The sequence below is a fragment of the Actinokineospora baliensis genome, from assembly GCF_016907695.1.
Lineage (GTDB): Bacteria > Actinomycetota > Actinomycetes > Mycobacteriales > Pseudonocardiaceae > Actinokineospora > Actinokineospora baliensis.
Map to the genome: position 1 here is coordinate 188285 of NZ_JAFBCK010000001.1, position 18906 is coordinate 207190.

The following is an 18906-nucleotide window of genomic DNA, read 5'->3' on the forward strand; positions in this document are numbered from 1 at the left end:
GATCGAGGGATGAGCACGGACCTGTGGCTGCGCCGGTTCCACCCGGCACCGGAGGCGGCCACGCGGCTGTTGTGCCTACCGCACGCGGGTGGGTCTGCCAGCTACTTCTTCCCGGTGTCGCGCGCGCTGACCCCCTCGGTCGAGGTGGTGGCCGTGCAGTACCCGGGGCGCCAGGACCGGCGGCAGGAGCCGTGCGTGGAGACGGTCGGTGAGCTCGCCGACCAGATCGCGGACGTGCTGCCGCCGTACCTGGACAAGCCGCTGACCATCTTCGGGCACAGCATGGGCGCCTCCGTGGGCTTCGAGCTCGCGCTGCGGCTGCAACACCGCGGGACGGTCGTGCACGGTCTGGTCGTGTCCGGTCGCCGCGCCCCGTCCGCGCTGCGCGACGAGCGGATCCACGAACTCGACGACAACGGGCTGATCACCGAGATCAAGCGGCTCGACGGCACCGAGACCCAACTGCTCGACGACGACGAGATCCTGCGCATGGTCCTGCCGTCGATCCGCGCCGACTACAAGGCCGCCGAGACCTATAGGCGCACCGAAGGTCCGCGCCTGCAGGCACGGGTACTGGCGCTGACCGGCGACAGCGACCCGAAGGCGACGTTGGCCGAGGTCGACAAGTGGGCCGAACACACCGACGGCGGGTACGAGCGCGAGGTCTACCCGGGCGGGCACTTCTACCTCAACAAGCACGTGCCCGCGGTGCTCGACCGGATCCGCGCCCACATCAACGCCCTGTCCACAGTGGAGTAGCCGGGCGGGAGGGTGGGTCGCGGCCCGCCCTCCCGCACGTGCGAGGCTCACCGGGTCCGCAGTCGGAGCCTGGGAGCGGTAGCGATGATCGACGGGTTGTCCCCCACCCTGACCTGGGTCGCGGTCGGGGCGGCGGTGTGGGCGCTGGTGCTCGTGCTGCTCAACCGGCCGCTGTCGCTCGACCGCGCCGACAGCCGGGCCTACCTGGGGCTGTTGGCGCTGGTGGAGCTCGGTCTGCTCGCGCAGGCCGTCCTGGGGTTCGTCAAACTCGCGGGCGCCGACCACGACGTGCCCGCCCTCTCCTACGGCGGCTACCTGCTGGGTTCGCTGCTGATCCTGCCCGTCGCGGTGTTCTGGTCGCTGGCCGAGCGCACCAGGTGGGGCACGGCGGTGCTGGTCGTCGGCGCCCTGGTGATCCCGGTGATGATCGTGCGGCTCGACCAGGTGTGGACCCGTGGCTGAGCCGACCACCGACAACCCCACCCGCTCCGGACCGGGGCGGCTGCTGATCGCCGTCTACGCGGTCTTCGCGCTGGCCGCCTGCGCCCGCTCCGGGTCGCAGATCGCGACCCATTTCGACCGGGCGCCGTTGGCCTACCTGCTGTCCGCCTTCGCCGCCGCGGTCTACGTCGTGGCGACCGCGTGCCTGGCGGCCGGTACCCGCACCTCGCGCCGGATCGCGGTCGCGTCCTGCGTTGTGGAACTGCTCGGCGTACTGGCGGTCGGAACATCGAGCCTGGTCGTGCCGAGTGCATTTCCGGACGCGACCGTGTGGTCGGCATTCGGTATGGGATACGGTTTCATCCCGGTAGCGCTCCCCGTTCTGGGATTGCTCTGGATCCGCCGTACCGCAAGGTGAACGCGATTCGGCCCAACCGGACGCCTGCGCATCGGACTAGGCCATTCGAGGACCATTCTCTTCACTCTTCGTAGTGGGAGAAGTAGGGTCATCCGGTGTCTCGCTCTGCGGCCGCCTGCCCGCGACGACCCCTGCGAATCGATCCCGCAACCCCTGGTACACCCCTAACCTGCGGCGACTTAAGGGGCTCTTGATGTTGTTGGTTGGCGATTAACCCACCACCGGGGTCTAACCCACCGTATTCGCTGCGACCGCCGGTCACAGGTTCATCGTCCCAGAAAGTTGTTGAATGTGAGTCAAACCAATCGGACTGCGGTACGGCTGGCGCCGCAACCGGATGCTCCACTTGGTCCACCCGGAAAGCGAAAACGCATCAACATCACGCATTGTTCACCGGAGCAATTGGCAAACCTTCCACAACCGCGGTGATTGCCGTTAGATTCACCTCGGAGCGTGGGGCCACGGGGAAATCACTGATCACCGAGCGTGACTTCGGGCGGGGTGGGGCCGGACCGGAGCCGAGGGCCAGTAGGGGAAGGGGCGGCACATGGCGCTGGTCGAACGAGGAGAGGAACTGGCCGCTCTCGGGCGGCTGTACGCCGAGAGCGGTCGCGGCCGGGGTCAGGTCGCGTTGATCAGCGGCGGCGTCGCCAGCGGCAAGACCGAACTGCTGCACGCCTTCGCCGACCGGGCCGCCGCCGACGGCGCGGCCCTGCTCACCGCGACCGGGTCGCGCGCGGAGCGGACGCTGCCCTTCGGGGTGCTGCGCCAGCTGTTCGCCGGACCCGCGTTACCCGGGGCCGTGGCCACCGGCCTCACCGACCTGCTCGGCGGGACCGCGGCCGCGGCCGACCCGACCACCCCCGCCGACCTCAGCGACCCGACGGCGATCGGCCGGGCCGGGGCCAGGGTGCTCGACGAGGTGTGCGCCGCGCTGCTGGAACTGGCCCGCGACCGCACCGTCGTGCTCACCGTCGACGACGTGCAGTTCGCCGACGCCGAGTCGCTGCAGGCGCTGCTGTACCTGCGCCGCAGGATGCGCTTCGCCAGGGTGCTGGTGCTGCTGACCGAGTGGGCGCTGCCCCGGCCGACCCAGGCGGTGTTCCGCGCCGAGGTGACCCGCCAGCCCAACACCACCCACCTGCGGTTGGACCCGCTCAGCCGCGCGGGCGTCGCCGAGCTGCTCGCCTGCGAGCTCGACCCCGCCACCGCGCAGGTGCTGGCCCCGGTGCACCACGCGGTCAGCGGCGGCAACCCGCTGCTGGTCACCGCGCTGGTCAACGACCACAACGCCGCCGTGCGCACTGGCCTGCGCCCCGGGGACGGCGCGGTGGTGGTCGGCCAGGAGTTCGGCACCGCCGTGCTGGCCTGCCTGCACCGCTGGGAGCCCGCGATGCTGCAGGTCGCCCGCGGTCTCGCGCTGCTGGGCGACGCCGGGTCGCCGGTGCTGCTCGGCGCCCTGCTCGACATCACCTCCGACGCCGCCGCCCAGGTGCTCGACGTCCTGGAGCTGGCCGGTCTGCTCGACGGCGGCCGGTTCCGCCACCCCGTCGCCAAGGCCGCCGTCCTCGACAGCCTCGCCGCCGCCGACCGCCGCGGCCTGCACGCCAGGGCCGCCCGCCTGCTCTACCGCGATGGCGCCGCCGCCGACGAGGTGGCCCGCCACCTGACCGCGGCCGAGCGCACCGAGGACCCCACCGACGCGGCGTGGGCGGTCGAGGTGCTGCGGCACGCCGCGCAGGAGGACCTGGTCGCCGACCGGATGGACCTCGCCGTGCGCAGGCTGGAGCTGGCCGCGCGCACCAGCCAGGACGCCGACGAGCGCGCCGACATCACCACCCAACTGCTGCGCGTCGAGTGGCGCCGCAACCCCAGCGCCGCCGCGCGGCACCTGCCGTCGCTGCGCGCGGCCCGCGCCGAGGGCAAGCTGTCGGACCGAAACGCCGTGCACCTGGCCAAGTTCCTGCTCTGGTACGGCCACACCGACGAGCTCTCCGGCACCCTGTCGGACCTGGCCGCCTCCGCGGCCAACCGGGACGCGCCGATGGCCGGGCAGCTGAGCCTGGTGTTCCACTGGCTCGCCTTCCTCTACCCGCCGGTCGTCGCGGGGGTGCCCGCTCCGGACAACGGCCCCGCGCCCGCGCTGCTGGCCAACCCGTGGACCCGTGCGTCGGCGATGCTCGACCGGGTGCGCTTCGGCGGCCCGCGCGAGGAGATCGTGGTCGCCGCCGAGCACATCCTGCAGAGCTGCAGGCTCGGTGAGCAGACTCTCGGCTCGCAGCTGTCCGCCCTGGCCGCTTTGGTCCACGCCGACCGCAACGACCGCGCCGCGCACTGGTGCGACGCGCTGCTGGCCGACGCGACCGCCCGCGGCGCGATCACCTGGCAGGCCGTGATCGGCGCCATGCGCGCGGAAGTCGCCCTGCGCCAAGGGGATCTGCCCGCCGCGGCCGACTTCGCCACCACCGCCTTCGACAAGCTCTCGCCGCAGGGCTGGGGTGTGGCGATCGGGGTACCGCTGTCCACCGGCGTCGCCGCCGCCACCGCGATGGGCAAGCACGACGAAGCCGCCGCCCTGCTTCGGGTCCCGGTACCGGAGGCGATGTACCAGACGCAGTTCGGGCTGCAGTACCTGTACGCGCGCGGATCGCACTACGTCGCGACCGACCGTCCACATGCGGCACTCGCGGACTTCCAGCGCTGCGGCGAACTCATGTCCGGTTGGGACGTCGACCTCCCGGCGCTGGTCCCGTGGCGGGCCGGGGCCGCGCAGGCGCAGTTGGCCTTGGGGAACAGGGAAACCGCGCGGACGTTGATGGCTGAGCAGTTGACGCGCCCGGGAAGTGAGGGTGCACGCACGCGCGGGACGACCCTGCGGATCCTGGCCACGGCATCGCCCACGGAGCGGCGGGTGGCGTTGCTGACCGAAGCCGTGGAGTTGCTGCACACCGGCGGGGACCGGTTCGAACTGGCGCGGGCGCTGCTGGACCTGAGCCACGCGCACAGCGCCGCCGGGGACTGCGAGAAGGCTCGGACGGTGGCGCGGCGCGCGTTGCAGATGGCCAAGGGGTGTCACGCGGAACCGTTGAGCCGGGAGCTGTTGCCGGGGCGGGAGCCGGAGGTGCCGGAGCAGACGGGGCGGCATCAGGAGCCGACGGGGATGGATTCGCTGAGCGAGGCTGAGCGGCGGGTGGCGGTGTTGGCCGCGTTGGGGCACACGAATCGGGAGATCGGCGGGAAGCTGTACATCACGGTTAGTACGGTGGAGCAGCACTTGACGCGGGTGTACCGGAAGTTGAACGTGAGTCGGCGGACGGATCTGCCTGCGGGGTTGCCTCGGCAGTTGTTGGGGGCTGTGGAGGAGAGGTGACGACTGCGGCATCGCCGCCTGGTCCGTGGTGGTTGGGTGGGCTCGGTGGGGCTCGCGACCCGGACACGTGGTGGAGCGGTGTGCTTGATGGGGCTCGCGACCCGGGCCCGTGGTGGAGCGGTGTGCTTGATGGGGCCGGTCGGCTCGCCTTCGGCATTGCGCTGGACCCGGGGTGGTCCGGGGTGCTCGATGGGGCGAACTTGGTTTGCGCGGGGCCCCTGCGCCACCCGTGGCAGGACCGCAAAGCCGGGGCCGAAAAGCATGGCCCTGCAGCGAGGCAAGGCTACGGGCACCGCCACCCCACACAAACCAAGTCCGCCCCATCGAGCAGTTGGGGTGGGCAGCTTCCGAGTGTCCAGTGGCTGGGTTGGGTGGGTTGGGGCGGGCTACAAGATCGACAATTCGCTACAAGGCTAAGAGGCGAAGACGAGGATTAGGGCCAGGATGGCTAGGGGGGCTAGGGCCCACCAGGTTGAGGTGATGGCGACTACGGCCACGGTGCTCAGGGCGGCTACACCGAGAAAGGCGACCAGGCCTCGGTTGTTGCGCCGAGGCGCTGGTCGTTCCCAGAGGGTGTCCTGTTGAACGACAACCTTGGCCTCGACCTGGGGTGGGTCGAAGGACGGGTGGGGGGCGGGGAGGTCGTCGAAGAGGGTGTGGAGGTCTGAGCGGGTTCGGGCGGCGGTGGCCTGGGTGACGCGTTGCTCGTATTCGGCCAGGTCGATGCGGCCGTTGGACAGGTGGTCGGCCAGGGCGGCCACGGCCGCTTCGCGCTCGGCGGTGCCGACTCTGATGTTGGCCTCGCGACCGGTCGCCATGGCGCCCAGTTTACGCGGGGATCAGGCGTCCTTGCGCAGCACAGCTTCGATTTCCACCAGTACGCGCACGTCGTCGCTGATGACGAAGTTGCCGTTGGTGAGGGTGGACTGGTAGGTCAGGCCGAAGTCGGCCCGGCTGAGGGTGGTCGAGGCCGAGAAGGCCGTCTTCTGCGCGCCGTCGATGCCCACGCCGAAGCCGAGGGCCTCTACGTCGAGGGTGATCTGGCGGGTGGTGCCGAGCAGGGTCAGTTCGGCGTCGAGCAGGTAGTTGTCGCCGTTGGGGCGCAGGGCGGTCGAGGTGAGGGTGGCCGTGGGGTGCGCGTCGACGTTGAAGAAGTCGGGGCTCAGGAGGTGTCTGTTGAACGACTCGAGGCCGGTGTCGAAGGAGGCGGTGTCGATCTCGGCGGTGAAGGTCGAGGCGAACGGGTCCTCCGCGGTGACGATGACGCCGGAGAAGCGCTCGAAGCTGCGCCGGTAGCGGGCCAGGCCGAGGTGGCGCACCACGAAGGACACGTCCGAGTGGATGGGGTCGATGTCCCAGGTCCCGGCGACGTAGCCGGGGATCCGGATGGCGGTGGTCACTGGCGTGCTCCTTCGTGCTCGAACTGCTGACCCGCACAAGGTCGCACCCGTGACAATCCGCGTCAAAGTACTCCCGCGTACCGGGACGCCGACCGCCTAGGCTCGGAGGCGTGCTCAGTCATGGGATGACTTACGACGTGGCGGCGGTCCGGGCGAGGTTCCCCGCGCTCGCCGAAGGTGCGGCGCACTTCGACGGGCCGGGCGGCTCTCAGGTGCCGGTGGACGTGGCCGAGGCGGTGGCCGGGGTGATGGTCGCCGCGGTGGCCAACCGGGGGCGGGTGACGGCGGCCGAGCGGCGGGCCGACCTCATCGTCACCGAGGCCAGGCAGGCGGTCGCCGACCTGCTCGGCGCCGATCCGCGCGGGGTGGTGTTCGGCCGCAGCATGACCCAGCTCACCTACGACCTGTCCCGCGCGCTGGCCAAGGGCTGGGGCCCGGGCGACGAGGTGATCGTCACCCGGCTTGACCACGACGCCAACATCCGGCCGTGGGTGCAGGCCGCGGCCGCGGCGGGGGCGACCCTCCGCTGGGCCGACTTCGACCCGGCGACCGGGGTGCTGCCCACTGCCGCCATCACCGACCTGCTCACCCCGAAGACCAAGCTGGTCGCGGTCACCGCCGCGTCCAACCTGCTCGGCACCCAGCCGGACATCCCCGCGATCACCGCGGCCGTGCACGGGGTCGGCGCCCTCGCCTACGTCGACGGGGTGCACCACACCGCGCACGCGCTGGTCGACGTCAAGGCGTTCGGCGCGGACTTCTACGCCTGCTCGCAGTACAAGTTCCTCGGCCCGCACCTCGGCACGGTCGTCGCCGACCCGGAGTTGCTGGAGACCCTGCGGCCGGACAAGCTGCTGCCGTCCTCCGACGCGGTCCCGGAGCGGTTCGAGCTGGGGACGCTGCCGTACGAGTCATTGGCCGGGAGTACGGCGGCCGTTGAGTTCCTCGCGAACCTGGTGCCGGGCGAGGGAACAAGGCGAGAGCGCCTGACGAGGTCGCTGACCGCTCTGCACGAGCACGAGACCGTCCTCTTGCGACGACTCGAAAGCGGCTTGCGCGCACTTCCCGGCGTCACCGTCTACGGAGATCCTGAGCGCGCGAGGACTTCTACCGTTCTGTTCACAGTGGACGGCTTGACACCGCAAGAGGTGTACGAGCGCCTGGGATTGGCTGGGGTCAATGCGCCCGCAAGCCACTTCTACGCCATCGAGTGCGCTCGACACCTGGGTATCGGTGACGCGGGCGCAGTTCGCGCCGGGATCGCCCCGTACACCAACGAGTCCGATGTGGACCGCTTGCTCACCGCGGTGGTCGACCTGGCGGGATGATGGCGAGGCCCTACCCGGCGCACCCCGGGTAGGGCCTCTGTTCCACCGCCCCGCGTCTCAGCCGGTGACGAGCGTGAGCCCGTACACCGAGAGGATCTCGTTGACCGGCTGGAAGTACGTCGTGCCACCGGAAGAGCAGTCGCCGGACCCACCCGAGGTGACGCCCTGGGCCTGGTCGCCGCTGACCCACGAGCCGCCGGAGTCACCCGGCTCGGCGCAGGCGTTGGTGCGGGTCAGGCCGGACACGGTGCCCTGCGGGTAGTTCACCGAGGCGTTGGTGGCCTGGATGGTGCCGCAGTGCCACCCGGTGGTCGACCCGGACCGGCAGACGCTCTGGCCGACTCCGGCCTCGGAGGAGCCGCCGACGGTCACGTCCCCGTTGCCGTAGCCGTTCACCGTCGGCGACGGGGTCCACGACGAGTTCGACGCGACCCAGGCGTAGTCGTTGCCGGGGAAGGACGAACCGCGGAAGGTGCCGAGCGCGCTCTGGTCCGCGCCGGTCGCGCTGGAACCGGTGGTGCCGCAGTGACCGGCGGTGACGAACCCGCCTTCGACCGAGAACCCGACCGAGCACCGGCTGGACCCGTTGATGTAGTAGGCGTTCCCGCCCACGATCGACCCGGCGAACAGCTGGGGCGCTTCGGTGGTCTCGGCGACGCGGACCGCCCCGGCGCTCTTGGCCTTGTCCACGAAGGACGTGACGTCGGCACCCTGTGCGCCGCGGGTCACGGTGAGGACGACCGAGTTGGACGGCGCGTCGACGTACCAACCGGTGACGGCGGTCGGCGCGCCCGCGCCTGCCTGCTCGTCGATGGCGGCCTTGGTCGCGTCCAGGTCCGCGGCGCTGTGCGCCACCACGGCCGGACGGGCACCGGTGGCGCGGACGGCGTCCGCTCTGCCCGGGTCGGCCACGCCGACCACGAGGGTGCCGCCGTCGAGCCACGACCCGCCGAAGGCCGCGCCCGCGGCGTCGCGGGCGGTGGGCAGCAGGGCCCGCGCGCCGTTCTCCGCGGCGATCCGCTGGTGCACCTGCTCGGCGGTGAGGCCGAGGTCGCGCTGGAGGGCCGGGACGAGCGCCTCTGGTGCCGCGGTGGCCGCCGGGGTGAGCGCCACGGCCGCGCCCGCGGCCAGTCCGATGGCGCCCAACGCGACGACCGCCTGTTTTCTCGTGGTGCTGCTGCGCATGGGGATGGTCCTCTTCCTTGCTCGCAGGGTTCCCGGGGTCTCACCCAGATCAGCGACCGCTGATCGGGGCAAGCCCGCCGGGGCGATGGCGTGACGCTAGTTCGCTAAGTCGCAGGTCGGGCACCCTACGAAAGTTGGTTTCGGCAATTCTTCACCCAATGAGCGGCAAATCGGTTACCAACGGTGAGCGAAATTGGTGGGCCCGTCTGGCCCCATCTGGTTACATCAAACGAGTGACCGACGATGCGGAGGTTGTGACGATTTCGGGGGACCTCGGGGAGGCCGCGATGGACTGGCCGCCACCGGGCTGGGTGATCACCTTCGACATGGTCGACCTGCAGCGCGGCCGGGCCAGGTTCATCGGCATCGGCATCGTCGACGGTCACCCCGAGCCGCACCCGCACCTCAACCGCTACCGGCTCCCGGTGCGCCCGCTGGGGCCGGAGCACAGGCCAGTCCCCGACTGGGTGGCGCTGTCGGACATCATTGACGCGGTGCCGCCGCCGGGGTGGTGACCGTGTCGGTGTTCGGAGGTGTGCCGTGCCGCTGCACCCCCAGGTGCGCGCAGTCGCCCAGGCCGGTGGCGTCCCGCCGCCGCTGACGGTCGAGACGCTGCCCGCGGCGCGGGCCGGGTTCGTGGCGAGCACGCTCGCCGAGGCGGGACCGGGCACGCCGCTGGCCGATGTGTCCGATGTGGACGCCTACGGGGTGCCGGTGCGGATCTACCGGCCCGCGCCCGGCGCACCGGTCGTGTTCTACCTGCACGGCGGCGGCTGGGCCATGGGCGACCTGGACACCCACGACCCGCTGTGCCGCTACCTGGCCGCGCTCTCCGGGGCGGCCGTGGTCGCCGTCGACTACCGGCTGGCCCCCGAGCACCCGTTCCCCGCCGCCAGCGACGACGTCGACGCCGCCATCGCCTGGATCCGCCGCGAGGGCGAGGCGCTCGGGCTCGACACCACGCGGATCGCGATCGCGGGCGACTCCGCTGGCGCGCACCTGGCCACCACCGCCGCCCGCCGCTGGCGCGACCGGGGCCAGCCCTTCGCCGCGCAGGTGCTGATCTGCCCGATCACCGACCACACCGCCCCGCTGTCCGATGTGGACAGCCCGGGACTGCTGGAGCAGGGCCTGGCCTTCTGCTGGGACGCCTACGCCCCAGCCGGGGTCGACCGGGACCAACCCGACCTGTCCCCCACCTCGGCCGACCTCACCGGCATGCCCCCCACCCTGGTGATCACCGCCGAGTACGACATCCTCCGCGCCAGCGGCGAGTCCTACGCCCTGTCCCTGGCCGAAGCGGGCGTCCCCGCCGTCAGCGTCACCTACCAGGGCATGATCCACGGCTTCTTCCGCCGCCTGGCCCGCTTCGACTCCGCCCGCCAAGCCGTGGCCCAGGTCGCGGCCAACCTGCGGGCGGAGCTGTCGTGAGCGCGACACTGGTGGCCGGAGAGCTCGCCGCGGCACACGGAACCGTGGTGAGCTACACCGCCCTGACAGATCGGCCCGCAGGCGCCAACGGCCACAGGCCGAGCGCCGCCACAGACAGGAACGCGTCGATCCAACACCATTCCCGCGCCACAACCTCGCCCGCAGCGCACGAGCCCGGCCCGCACCGCGCCTCCGCCCGCCGAGCCGATGCCCAGTCCACCATTCTCTCGGCGGAGCTGTCATGAGCGCGACACTGGTGGCCAAGGGGTTGGCCGCGGGGCACGGGGATCGGGTGTTGTTCACCGATCTGGACCTGGTTGTGGCCCCGGGGGACGTCATCGGGCTCGTCGGGGTCAACGGGGCTGGGAAGTCGACGTTGTTGCGGACGTTGGCCGGGTTGTTGGTGGCTGAGGAGGGGGAGGTCCGGCTCAACCCGCCGACGGCGACGGTGGGGTACTTGCCGCAGGAGCCGGAGCGGCGTCCTGGGGAGACGGTGGCGGGGTTCTTGGCCCGGCGGACCGGGGTGGCCGAGGCCCAGCGGGTGATGGACGCGGCCGCCGAGGGGTTGGCGGCGGGCGGTGACGGGGACGAGTACACCGTGGCGCTGGAGCGGTGGTTGGCGCTCGGGGGCGCGGACTTCGAGGAGCGCGCGGAGGCCGCGGCCGCCGACATCGGGCTCGACATCCGCTTGGAGCAGGAGATGGTGTCGCTCTCCGGTGGCCAGGCCGCGCGCGCCGGGTTGGCCTCGCTGCTGCTGAGCCGCTACGACGTGTTCCTGCTCGACGAGCCGACCAACGACCTCGACCTGGACGGGCTGGCCAGGCTGGAGGACTTCGTCTCCGGGCTGCGCGCCGGCGCGGTGGTGGTCAGCCACGACCGCGAGTTCCTCACCAGGACCGTCACCAGCGTGCTCGAGCTCGACCTGCACCAGCAGCAGATCCACGAGTACGGCGGCGGGTACACCGCGTACCTGGAGGAGCGCGAGCTGGCCCGCAGGCACGCCCGCGAGGCCTACGAGGACTACGCCGACACGAAGTCGTCGCTGGAGGCCAGGGCCCGGTTGCAGCGCAACTGGATGGAGAAGGGCGTGCGCAACGCCCGGCGCAAGGCCACCGACAACGACAAGATCGGCCGCAAGCTGCGCGCCGAGTCGACCGAGAAGCAGGCGGCGAAGGCCAGGCAGACCGAGCGGATGATCGAGCGGCTTGACGTGGTCGAGGAGCCGCGCAAGGAGTGGGAGCTGCGGATGGAGATCGCCGCGGCCCCCCGGGGTGGCGCGGTGGTCGCCGCGTTGACCGACGCCGTGCTCACCAGGGGCGGGTTCGTGCTCGGCCCGGTGACCCTGGAGATCGGGTGGGCGGACAAGGTCGCCATCACCGGCGCGAACGGCGCGGGGAAGTCGACGCTGCTGGCCGCGCTGCTCGGCCGCGCCGAGCTGACCTCGGGCACGGCGTACCTGGGTCCCGGTGTGGTCGTCGGCGAGGTCGACCAGGCGCGCGGCCTGTTCCTGGGTGACGAGGAGCTGCTCGACGCGTTCGGCCGCCAAGTCCCGGACACCCCGACCGCGGAGGTGCGCACGCTGCTGGCCAAGTTCGGCCTGCGGGCGGCGCACGTCACGCGGCCCGCGGTCACGCTCTCGCCTGGCGAGCGGACCCGCGCGGCCCTGGCCCTGCTCCAGGCCCGCGGGGTCAACCTGCTGGTGCTCGACGAGCCGACCAACCACCTCGACCTGCCCGCGATCGAGCAGTTGGAGTCGGCGCTCGCCGAGTACCCGGGCACCCTGCTGCTGGTCACCCACGACCGCCGGATGCTCGACGCGGTGGCCACCACCCGGCGGCTGCGGGTCGACGCGGGCAAGGTGACCGAGAGCTGATCGGGCTGGGCCGCCCCACGCCGGGCGGCCCAGCCCCGGCTCAGCGCGGCGGCTTGGTGGTCGCCGTGTGCACCCGCCGGACCGCGGTATCGATCTGGCGACTGTACTTGCCCTTGGTCTTCTGGTTGACGAAATGACCGGCCTTGGCGGCCATCCGGTTGACCTTCTCGGGGTTCTTCTTGGCGTACTTGGTCGCCGCCGCGGCCGCCCCGGCCAGCGCGGTGAGCTTCTTCAACAGTGGCATCTCGGGCTCCTTCCCTGCTCCAGGTGCCTTACCCGGTTCAACGGGTCAAGTACCCCGATTGGTTCCTGACCACGCGTGATGACCGACCCATTACTGTGCACGTATGGCCACGTATGCATCAGTCAGCGGTAAGCGGCAGGGCGCCGTCACCCCGGCGCGGATCGTGGCCGCCGCGGTGGCGCTGACCGAGCGGCACGGCCTGGCGGACTGGACGCTGCGGCAGCTCGCAGGCGAGATCCGCGCCTACCCGGCGGTCATCTACCACCACGTCGGCGACCGCGAGGCCGTCGTGGCCGCCGTGCTGGACCAGGTCGTCGCCCAGTTACCGGTGCCGCCCGACCTGCCGTGGCGCGAGTGGTTCGAACGCCTGCTGACCGACGCGAGGCCGGTGCTGCGCCGCTACCCCGGTGCGGCGCGCAGGCTGGCCGTGCGGGGCGAGCGGGTGCCCGCCCTGCACGAGGTGGCCGAGCGCGGGCACGACGTCCTGCGCGCGGCGGGCTTCGCCGACGCCGAAGTGGTCTACACCCTGCTGGTGACCCACGCCTGGCAGAGCATCGCCACCGAGGACGACCGCGCCGGGCTCGACCGGGAAGAGACCAATTCGGACACCGCGACCCCCAGCGTCGACGTCTACACCTACGGCCTCACCTGCCTACTCGACGGACTTGCCGCGCACGAGCAGGGAATTGAGCTCACCCCAGGACAGGGCGTCGGCGACTGACTCGTAGGTCCCCCGCTCCAGCAGTTCCGCGGTCGCCCGGCGCACCAAGGCGTACGCGGACTGGGCGATGGCGGCGCCCAGGCTGATCCTGGCCACCCCGGTGGGCACGAGCTCGCCGACCGTCGGCGCGCCCGGGTACACCATCGCGTTGACCGGGGCCGGGATCTCGCGCACCAGGCGGGCCAGCACGTCCAGGTCGGTCAGACCGGGGATGAAGATCCCGGACGCGCCCGCGGCCAGGTACGCGTGCGCCCGCTCGACGGTCTCGGTGAACCGGGTGGACCCGTCGGCGCCCACCCCGCGCAGGTAGGTGTCTGTCCTGGCGTTGATGAACAGGGCGATCCCGGCCGCATCCGCCGCCGACCGCGCGGCGGCCAACCGGTCCGACTGCTCCGCGGTGGACCGCAGCCCACCGTCATGGGTGTCTTCGACGTTGACGCCGACCGCGCCCGCGGCGAGCACACCGCGCACCGTCTCGGCGACACCGTCGGCCGTGGCGCCGAAACCGGATTCGATGTCGGCGGTGACCGGCACGTCCACCGCGGACACCACGCGGGCGATCAGGTCCACCGCCGCGCCGCGCTCCAGCGCGTCGCCGTCCGGGGCACCCAGGCCCCAGGCGACCCCCGCGCTGGTGGTCGCGACAGCCGAGATGCCCGCTGCCACTGACACCGCCGCGCTGGCCACGTCCCAGGCGTTGGCCAGCAACAACGGTGTGCCAGCGGTGTGCAGTGCGGCGAAGGCGGCCGCTCGGTCCTGTTGGGAAGTTGTCATGGGGGCATACAAGCAGGGGGGACCGACAACGGCTGGCCGGATTGCGACGCGACTGCTTTCTGGACTGTCAAGTCGTTTTACCGCCAATGACGCTGTACGGCCGACCATCATCCTGTCCGGGTGCATGAGGATTTCGACCGCTGCGTACGTGCGGTGCGGTCCAGGGACGCGCGCTTCGACGGCTGGTTCTACACCGCCGTCAGGACCACCCGCATCTACTGCAGACCAAGCTGTCCCGGGATGCCGCCCAAAGCCGAGAACATGACCTTCTTCCCGAGTGCCGCCGCGGCGCAGCAGGCGGGGTACCGGGCGTGCAAGCGCTGCCGCCCCGACGCCAGCCCCGGGTCGCCGCAGTGGAACGAGCGGGCCGACCTCGCCGCGCGCGCCATGCGGCTGATCGCCGACGGCGTCGTCGACCGCGCAGGCGTGCCCGGCCTGGCCGCCCGGCTCGGCTACAGCGTCCGCCAGGTGGAGCGCCAACTGCTCGCCGAGTTCGGCGCCGGACCGCTCGCGCTGGCCAGGGCGCAGCGCGCGCAGACCGCCCGGCTGCTGATCGAGACGACGGCGCTGCCGATGAGCGAGGTCGCCGCGGCGGCCGGGTTCGGCAGCATCCGCACCTTCAACGACACCGTGCGCGAGGTGTTCGCGCTGCCGCCGACGGAGCTGCGGCTGCGGGCGGGCAGACAGGTCGCCAGCCCCGGGGTGATCTCGCTGCGCCTGCCGTTCCGCCAGCCGCTGTGCCCGGACAACCTGTTCGGCTACCTGGCCGCCACCGCCATCCCCGGTGTCGAGGAGCTGCGCGACGGCGCCTACCGGCGCACCCTGCGGCTGCCGCACGGCACCGGGATCGCCACCCTGCGCCCGACCACCGACCACATCGCCTGCCAGCTCGCGCTGACCGACCTGCGGGACCTGGCGCGCGCGATCAGCCGCTGCCGCAGGCTGCTCGACCTCGACGCCGACCCGATCGCGGTGGACGACCTGCTCGCCGCCGACCCGGTGCTGGCCCCCTCGGTCCGCCGCGACCCCGGCCGCCGGGTGCCGCGCACCGTCGACGGTGCGGAGCTGGCCGTGCGCGCCGTGCTGGGGCAGCAGGTGTCCTTAGCCGCGGCGAAGGCACACCTGGTCCGCCTGGTTCAGGACAACGGCGACCCGGTGCTCGACCCGGCCGGTGGGCTGACCCACCTGTTCCCGACGCCCGCCGCGCTGGCCGAGCTCGACCCGGACCGCTACGCACTGCCCCGCGCCAGGCGCGACACCATCGTCGCCCTGGTGACCGCGCTCGCCAACGGCGCGCTCGACCTGGGGGTGGGTGCCGATCGGGAACGGGCTCGGGCGCGGTTGGGCACCATGCCCGGGTTCGGTTCCTGGACGGTGGAAACGATCGCGATGCGCGCGCTCGGCGACCCGGACGCGTTCCTGCCCGGCGACCTGACCGTGCGCGCGGCCGCCCGCACCCTCGGCCTGCCGCACACCCCGACCGCCCTCACCGCGCACGCCGCCGCCTGGCGGCCGTGGCGCGCCTACGCCGTGCAGTACCTCTGGGCCATCGGCGACCACCGCCCCTGACCCTCCCCAGTGGACACCCGAGCTCGTGCCGGAGCCCGGATCCGACCAAGCAGTCCACACTAGACTCATGACAACGAGGAACCCCTGCCCGCGTTTCGCCGCGGACAGGGGTTCCGGCAAAGCCTAGTTACCCAGCAGCGAGATGTCGTGCTTGCCCTGGTGGTAGTCGCGGACCGCGTCGACGAGTTCCTCGACCGACAAGGTGCCGCTGTGGTTGGTGTCGAGCTGCTGGAAGGACTGCTCGGCCTGGCGCTCGTCGACGCCGGCGGCGCGCATCCAGCGCTTGAACTCCGCGGAGCTGACCTCGCCGTCGCCGTCGGTGTCGGCGATGTCGACGATGGCCTCGATCGAGGGGCGCAGGTTGCGGTCGAAGCCCGCGTCGCCAGCCTGGACGATCTCGCGCTCGGTGATCTGGATGAACTGCTCGAGGGTGACCTGGCCCTGCGGACCGGACCCGGCCTTGTCGGCCAGGGTCTCCCACATGGTCGAGTACGCCGAGAGCAGCGCCCGGCCCTTCGGCGAGTTCTCCTGCTCGCCGAAGCCCTGCAGGATCCGGCGCGCCTCGCTCTCGTAGTCGGACCGGTCGATCGTCCCGTCCCCGTTGTTGTCCCAGAGCTCGAAACGACGCTTCAGCCTGCTGTCCTGGACGCTAGCGGTCACGACCTTGCTCCTTCGTGTGCCTGGGCCTTCTCTGCGCGGGGCACCGGCCACAGTGGATTTCCGGCCCCGCGAAAGCGACACTAGCAACGCTGGAACGACCCGGTCGGCTTCAAGCGTCCCCAAATCGGGGGTATTCGGCATCCTCCGATCGGGACACCGGTAGTCACGCGGTGGCCGGCTGCCGGTCCATCGCCGCGACGATGCCGTCCCACAACCGGATCCGCGCGCGCAGCACACCCACCACCGTGGTCACGCATTCGGCCCACTTCGCCTCGTCCGGTCCACAGAGGTCGGCCACCAGCTGCATCGCCATCGGCAGGTGGTGCTCGGCGTCGACCTCCAGGTGCCTGCGCAGGTAGGCGCGCAGCAGCGACAGCGGTTCGTGGTCGCGCGGGACCCTGGTGAACATCCCCGGCAGCAGGTCGTCGCGGCCGAAGGCGAACGCGGCCGCCTGGCAGTGCACCGGGGCCCGGCTGACCAGTTCCCAAGTGGACCGGACGTAGTCGGCCGACGGTGCGGGGACGACGGCGTCGGTGAGCGCGTCCGGTACCGAGGAACCCGCGCGCAGCAGGTCGAGGAAGGTGTCGATGGCGAGCGTGTCCGCCCCCGCTTCGGTCATCGCGTGCCGGTACAGCTCGTAGTGGCTGACGAACCCCTCGCCGAACGCGTCGCTCTCCTCCAGCAGCACGATGTCGTTGACCAGCCTGCGGGAGATCGGCGCCCCGGTCGGCACCCAGGGCACGCGCACGCAGGTCAGCTCGTTCTGCAGGCTCTTGAGCAGGGACATGTGGTCCCACACGGCGAACACGTGGTGCGACATGAACACCGCGACCTCGGCCGGGGTGCTGATCCGCCGGTAGATCGGGTGCGCGCTCGCCAGCGCGAGCACGGGTTCGGCGCCCGCCACGACGCAGTCGATGCCGGGGTGTGACCGCACCCAGTCGTAGCGGGTCATCTCCACCTTGCCCTTCGCCGTCCACCATGACCTAGCGGACGCTAAGGACACCGGCGGTCACGCGCCACTTATCAATGAGGTGAAAACCCGTACCCGAATCGGCGACTGCGGGTGGGTGGGGAAATGACCAGCATGGGCAGCACGCACCCGATCACCCAGGAAGGACCCCGCGATGCGGTTCGCCCGCTCGGTCTCGACCACCCTGTCCTGCGCGGCGCTGACCACCCTCGCGCTCGCACCGACCGCGGCGGCCGACGAGCCACCGCCCCAGCCGGACCAGGTCGTGGTGTTCCAGTTCGAGTTCAAGCCGGTCACCGTCTACCGCGCGCCGAGCGGGTGCTACACGCTGCCGCTGGCCTCGCACGTGCTGATCAACCAGACCGACCGGGTGGTAACCATCTACCACGACCCGCTGTGCGTCTTCCCGATCTTCCCGGTGCACCAGCTCGCCCCCGGCAACGGCACGCACGTCAGCCCGGTGGGCAGCTTCCGCGTCTAACACCGGCCCCACCGGAGGAAGGAACAGCGATCCCGTGTCTGCGGACCTCGTGGTGGTCGGGCTCGGCTACGTCGGACTGCCGCTGGCCAGGCGCGCCGCGGCCGCGGGACTGGCCGTGGTCGGCATCGATACCGACGCCGAGGTGGTCGCGGGCCTGACCGCGGGGCGCTCGCACGTGCAGGACACCAGCCCGGCGGCGATCACCGGGATGCTCGCCGCCGGGTTCACCGCGACGACCGACTTCGCCGCTGTGTCCACTGCGGACACCGTGGTGATCTGCGTGCCGACCGGGTTGGTCGACGGCGAACCGGACCTGCGCGCGGTCATGGCGGCGGGCAGCGCGGTCGGGGCGCGGCTGCGGCCGGGGAGCCTGGTGGTGCTGGAATCCACGAGCTACCCCGGCACGACGGAAGAGGTCCTACTGCCGCTGCTGGAATCCGGCGGCTTGGTGGCCGGGGTGGACTTCAACCTGGGCTACTCCCCGGAGCGGATCGACCCGGGCAACGGCGAGTACGCGCTGGAGAACACGCCCAAGGTGGTCGCGGGGCTGACCCCGGTGTGCGCCAAGCGGTGCGCGGCGTTCTACGAGGTGCTGGTCGACTCGGTGGTGGTCGCGGCGGGGCTGCGCGAGGCGGAAACGGCGAAGCTGCTGGAGAACAGCTACCGCCTGGTCAACATCGCCCTGGTCAACGAGCTCGCGGTGTTCTGCGACCGGCTCGGCATCGACGTGTGGGACGTGCTGCGCTGCTCGGCCACCAAACCCTTCGGCTTCCAGCCCTTCTCCCCCGGTCCCGGTGTCGGCGGCCACTGCATCCCGGTCGACCCCAGGTACCTGGCCAACCGGGCGCGCGCCGAGGGCCTGCCGTGCTCGATGGTCACCACCGCGCACGAGGTCAACACCGGCATGCCCGGTTACGTCGTGCGCCGCGCCCGCGACATCCTCACCCGCGACGGCGGCCGCGTCTTCGGCGCCCGCGTCCTACTCCTCGGCGTGACCTACAAAGCCGATGTCGCCGACCTGCGCCAGTCCCCCGCCACCGGCGTCGTCCGCCAACTCCGCGCCCTCGGCGCCCACGTGACCTACCACGACCCCCACAGCCCCGCCTTCACCGTCGACGGCAACCCGGTCCCCAGATCATCCACTGTGGACACCTCGGTCGACCTCGTCATCCTCCTGCAGGCCCACCGCGACTACGACCTGGCCCAGGTGGCCCGTACCGCCAAAGCGGTCCTCGACACCCGCGGCACCATGGACGGCGACAACGTCGAACGGCTGTGA

General features: G+C 71.6%; 19 protein-coding genes. 12 read left to right on the top strand and 7 right to left on the bottom strand.

The window, feature by feature from the left end; translation table 11 throughout:
- Nucleotides 1-9: 9 nt before the first annotated feature.
- The 4 genes from JOD54_RS00510 (at nt 10) to JOD54_RS34925 (ending at nt 4988) form a co-directional block, all read left to right on the top strand.
- Entirely contained in the window at nt 10-759 is a 750-nt protein-coding gene (locus JOD54_RS00510) for a thioesterase II family protein (RefSeq protein ID WP_204448648.1), read from the top strand.
- Between the two features lie 84 nt (nt 760-843).
- Nucleotides 844-1221, top strand: a complete 378-nt coding sequence (locus tag JOD54_RS00515; protein WP_204448649.1) for a hypothetical protein — start codon at nt 844-846, stop codon at nt 1219-1221.
- Complete coding sequence (locus JOD54_RS00520; protein WP_204448650.1) at nt 1214-1618, top strand: hypothetical protein; 405 nt, start codon at nt 1214-1216, stop codon at nt 1616-1618. The genes JOD54_RS00515 and JOD54_RS00520 overlap by 8 nt, the downstream gene beginning before the upstream one ends.
- Before the next feature lie 547 nt (nt 1619-2165).
- Nucleotides 2166-4988, top strand: coding sequence for a helix-turn-helix transcriptional regulator (locus JOD54_RS34925; protein WP_204448651.1), 2823 nt, complete (start codon nt 2166-2168; stop codon nt 4986-4988).
- 413 nt (nt 4989-5401) lie between these two features.
- Here the strand turns inward: JOD54_RS34925 and JOD54_RS00530 are convergent, their stop codons facing one another.
- Both JOD54_RS00530 and JOD54_RS00535 read right to left on the bottom strand, forming a co-directional pair.
- Nucleotides 5402-5806: a DUF1707 SHOCT-like domain-containing protein gene (locus JOD54_RS00530; RefSeq protein ID WP_204448652.1), complete on the bottom strand. Its 405-nt coding sequence runs from the start codon at nt 5804-5806 to the stop codon at nt 5402-5404.
- A gap of 21 nt (nt 5807-5827) precedes the next feature.
- On the bottom strand, nt 5828-6388 hold the full coding sequence (locus JOD54_RS00535) for a YceI family protein (RefSeq protein WP_307859765.1): 561 nt from the start codon (nt 6386-6388) through the stop codon (nt 5828-5830).
- A gap of 125 nt (nt 6389-6513) precedes the next feature.
- Between JOD54_RS00535 and JOD54_RS00540 the strand changes: the two genes are divergently transcribed.
- Nucleotides 6514-7716 (top strand): cysteine desulfurase-like protein, encoded by a 1203-nt coding sequence (locus tag JOD54_RS00540; protein WP_204448653.1) that lies wholly within the window; start codon nt 6514-6516, stop codon nt 7714-7716.
- A 57-nt stretch (nt 7717-7773) separates the two neighbouring features.
- On the opposite strand, the gene JOD54_RS00545 is transcribed toward JOD54_RS00540, so the two are convergent.
- On the bottom strand, nt 7774-8901 hold the full coding sequence (locus JOD54_RS00545; RefSeq protein WP_204448654.1) for a S1 family peptidase: 1128 nt from the start codon (nt 8899-8901) through the stop codon (nt 7774-7776).
- A 233-nt stretch (nt 8902-9134) separates the two neighbouring features.
- On the opposite strand from JOD54_RS00545, the gene JOD54_RS00550 reads away from it, so the two are divergent.
- The 3 genes from JOD54_RS00550 to JOD54_RS00560 all read left to right on the top strand — a co-directional run bounded on the left by JOD54_RS00550 (nt 9135) and on the right by JOD54_RS00560 (nt 12205).
- Nucleotides 9135-9416, top strand: coding sequence for a hypothetical protein (locus JOD54_RS00550; protein ID WP_204448655.1), 282 nt, complete (start codon nt 9135-9137; stop codon nt 9414-9416).
- 25 nt (nt 9417-9441) lie between these two features.
- Nucleotides 9442-10332: an alpha/beta hydrolase gene (locus tag JOD54_RS00555; RefSeq protein WP_204448656.1), complete on the top strand. Its 891-nt coding sequence runs from the start codon at nt 9442-9444 to the stop codon at nt 10330-10332.
- A 241-nt stretch (nt 10333-10573) separates the two neighbouring features.
- Entirely contained in the window at nt 10574-12205 is a 1632-nt protein-coding gene (locus JOD54_RS00560) for an ABC-F family ATP-binding cassette domain-containing protein (protein ID WP_204448657.1), read from the top strand.
- Between the two features lie 40 nt (nt 12206-12245).
- Here JOD54_RS00560 and JOD54_RS00565 read toward each other — a convergent pair whose 3' ends face one another.
- Nucleotides 12246-12449 (bottom strand): antitoxin, encoded by a 204-nt coding sequence (locus JOD54_RS00565; protein WP_204448658.1) that lies wholly within the window; start codon nt 12447-12449, stop codon nt 12246-12248.
- A 103-nt stretch (nt 12450-12552) separates the two neighbouring features.
- On the opposite strand from JOD54_RS00565, the gene JOD54_RS00570 reads away from it, so the two are divergent.
- Entirely contained in the window at nt 12553-13170 is a 618-nt protein-coding gene (locus tag JOD54_RS00570) for a TetR/AcrR family transcriptional regulator (RefSeq protein ID WP_204448659.1), read from the top strand.
- Here JOD54_RS00570 and JOD54_RS00575 read toward each other — a convergent pair.
- Entirely contained in the window at nt 13102-13944 is an 843-nt protein-coding gene (locus tag JOD54_RS00575) for an isocitrate lyase/PEP mutase family protein (protein WP_204448660.1), read from the bottom strand. The two genes, JOD54_RS00570 and JOD54_RS00575, sit on opposite strands and share 69 nt — an antisense overlap.
- 120 nt (nt 13945-14064) lie before the next feature.
- On the opposite strand from JOD54_RS00575, the gene JOD54_RS00580 reads away from it, so the two are divergent.
- Nucleotides 14065-15513 carry an AlkA N-terminal domain-containing protein gene (locus tag JOD54_RS00580; RefSeq protein ID WP_204448661.1) on the top strand — a complete coding sequence of 483 codons (1449 nt, stop codon included), beginning with the start codon at nt 14065-14067 and terminating at the stop codon, nt 15511-15513.
- Between the two features lie 123 nt (nt 15514-15636).
- On the opposite strand, the gene JOD54_RS00585 is transcribed toward JOD54_RS00580, so the two are convergent.
- Nucleotides 15637-16173 (bottom strand): EF-hand domain-containing protein, encoded by a 537-nt coding sequence (locus tag JOD54_RS00585; protein ID WP_204448662.1) that lies wholly within the window; start codon nt 16171-16173, stop codon nt 15637-15639.
- A 163-nt stretch (nt 16174-16336) separates the two neighbouring features.
- On the bottom strand, nt 16337-17128 hold the full coding sequence (locus JOD54_RS00590) for a DUF3050 domain-containing protein (protein ID WP_239573234.1): 792 nt from the start codon (nt 17126-17128) through the stop codon (nt 16337-16339).
- Nucleotides 17129-17300: 172 nt separating this feature from the next.
- Between JOD54_RS00590 and JOD54_RS00595 the strand changes: the two genes are divergently transcribed.
- Both JOD54_RS00595 and JOD54_RS00600 read left to right on the top strand, forming a co-directional pair.
- Nucleotides 17301-17627, top strand: coding sequence for a hypothetical protein (locus JOD54_RS00595; RefSeq protein ID WP_239573235.1), 327 nt, complete (start codon nt 17301-17303; stop codon nt 17625-17627).
- A gap of 34 nt (nt 17628-17661) precedes the next feature.
- The gene (locus tag JOD54_RS00600; RefSeq protein ID WP_204448663.1) at nt 17662-18906 is read left to right on the top strand and encodes a nucleotide sugar dehydrogenase; all 1245 of its coding nucleotides are present in this window, start codon (nt 17662-17664) and stop codon (nt 18904-18906) included.